We start from the raw sequence: 1,974 nt of genomic DNA, 5'->3' as shown, positions 1-1,974 counted from the left end.
GCTGCGCCCGTACCACTGGTGGACGGCGTCCAGTTCGTCCTCGTGCGCGATGATCCGATCGATCGCGGCGGCCGCCGAGACGGCGGACTGGGTGGCCAGGTGGACGCCCTGGGAGAACAACGGGTCGGTGAAGCAGGCGGCGTCCCCGCAGAGGAAGAACCGGTCCCCGGAGAACACCTCGGAGTCGTAGGACCAGTCGTGCACGATGCGCACCTCGTCGACGATCTCAGCGTCGCCCAGGATATCCATCGCGCGCGCGCACTTCACGATGGTGTCGCGGTAGAAGCGGTCCGGCCCGATCTCCTTGACCTCGCTGGCCTTCGAGCGGTCGACGACCAGGCCGACGCTGTAGATGTCCCCCTTAAGCGGGATCATCCAGACCCAGCCGTCCTCGAAGGTGATCGAGTAGGTGGTGCCCTTCAGGCCGCGTTCGAACGGATCCTTCCGCTTGAAGTACGACCAGACCGCGAAGTTCTTGTAGAACTCGTCGTAGCGGCGCGCCCTGAGCTGGCGGGCCAGCGGACTGCCAGCTCCGCCGGCGTCGATCACGAAGTCGCTCTCGACCGTCCTGGGGACACCCCCCGAGCGCACGGTCAGCGTCACCCGGTCGGTGGCGCTGAGGTCGATGCCCGTCACCGGGGTCTCCTCGTGGACCGTGACGCCGCGCGCCCGGGCCGCGTCCACCAGCAGCTTGTCGAACTCCTCGCGCTTGACCTGGATGGCGTGGTCGAAGACCCAGGGGGCGGTCCGTGGGGTCGCGAACGAGAACGTCCAGGGTGCCTGGTTCTGCCCCCACAGGAACGTCGCCGACGGTTTCTTCACGAAGCCGGCGGCGTCGATCGCGTCCTGCAGGCCCAGCCGGTTCAGCACCGACAGCGTTCCGGGCAGGAAGGACTCGCCGACCCGGTACCGGGGCAGGCTTGACCGTTCGAAGACCTCCACGTCGTGACCGAGCTTGTTCAGGCTCAGTGCCGCGACAGATCCCGCGGGGCCGGCACCGATGATGGAAACCTTCGCGCGCTTCATGCGCTGTTCTCCTCAGAACGACTTGATGGACTTGACCCGGTTCGGCGCCAGGTAGGAATGTCCGCTGGTCGCGTTGTCGAAGATGCTGATGCCCGCCTGGAACCGGCAGTCGCTGCCGACGGTCACCTCCGGTGCCAGTGTGCAGCTGAGCCCGAAAAAGTTGTCGTCACCGATCTCGACCGTGTTGCCGCAGTTGAAGTTAGGCGCGAGAAAGTTGTTCGAGCCGAGTCGCGAGTGATGCCCGACCGTGCAGTAGTAGTTCACGACGTTGTGGTCGCCGAGTGCGACGTTCACGCCCAGGTAGCAGTTCGGCCCGATGATGTTCCCGGCCCCGCGCAGCGCCGCCGGGTCGATCCGCGCGCTCGGATGGACGATGTTCTCGGCGACCAGCCCGTGCCTGGTGACGAACCCGTCGATCAGCGCGCGCCGGCGAGCAACGTCCGAGACGGCCAGCACCACCCGGGTGTCCGGGCCGGGGGCGAAGTCCGCGAGTGCGGCACACCGGTCGGCCGGTGCGTGCACTGCCTCCCCCTCCACCGCCAGGAACGCCGTGACGGCGTACTCGGGCCGGCCGTCGACGACGCAGTCGCCGGCATAACGTGCGACCTCCAGCGCGAACTTGTCCGCGCCGATCAGCACGATGTCCCTCACAGCACGATCCTTCGCTTCTTGAAACGGTCCGAGACGGTGACCGCGTCCACCACGTTGATCTTCGCCGGGATCTTGAACTGTTCGACCTTCCCGGCCAGGAATCCGACCACGTGCTGACGTACCTCGGCCCGAGTGAGCTCGCCCCGGGGTTTGATGTCGACGCAGACGGACTGGCCGGTGATGGCGTTCGCCCGGCCGTACACGACGCAGTCCTCGATCAGCGGGCTGGCTAGCAGAACGGACTCCAGCTCGAGCGGCAGGACCTTCTCCCCACCGACGTTGATGACCTCCTTGGCG

The 1,974-nt window shown here is 66.9% G+C and carries 3 protein-coding genes; all 3 read right to left on the bottom strand.

Annotation, left to right across the window (positions count from 1 at the left end; all coding sequences use genetic code 11):
* Nucleotides 1-1,026, bottom strand: a 1,026-nt coding sequence (locus tag AC08ON_RS09895) for an FAD-dependent oxidoreductase (protein ID WP_476616824.1), incomplete at its 3' end; no start/stop codon positions are given.
* A gap of 12 nt (nucleotides 1,027-1,038) precedes the next feature.
* A complete protein-coding gene (locus AC08ON_RS09890; protein WP_476607569.1) occupies nucleotides 1,039-1,677 on the bottom strand; it encodes a DapH/DapD/GlmU-related protein in 639 nt (212 codons plus the stop codon).
* Nucleotides 1,674-1,974, bottom strand: a 301-nt coding sequence (locus AC08ON_RS09885) for an AMP-binding enzyme (RefSeq protein ID WP_476607570.1), incomplete at its 5' end; no start/stop codon positions are given. The genes AC08ON_RS09890 and AC08ON_RS09885, both read right to left, overlap by 4 nt.

The organism is Frankia sp. CoWAU3 (assembly GCF_977971855.1).
This window is presented reverse-complemented; position numbering and strand designations above follow the sequence as displayed.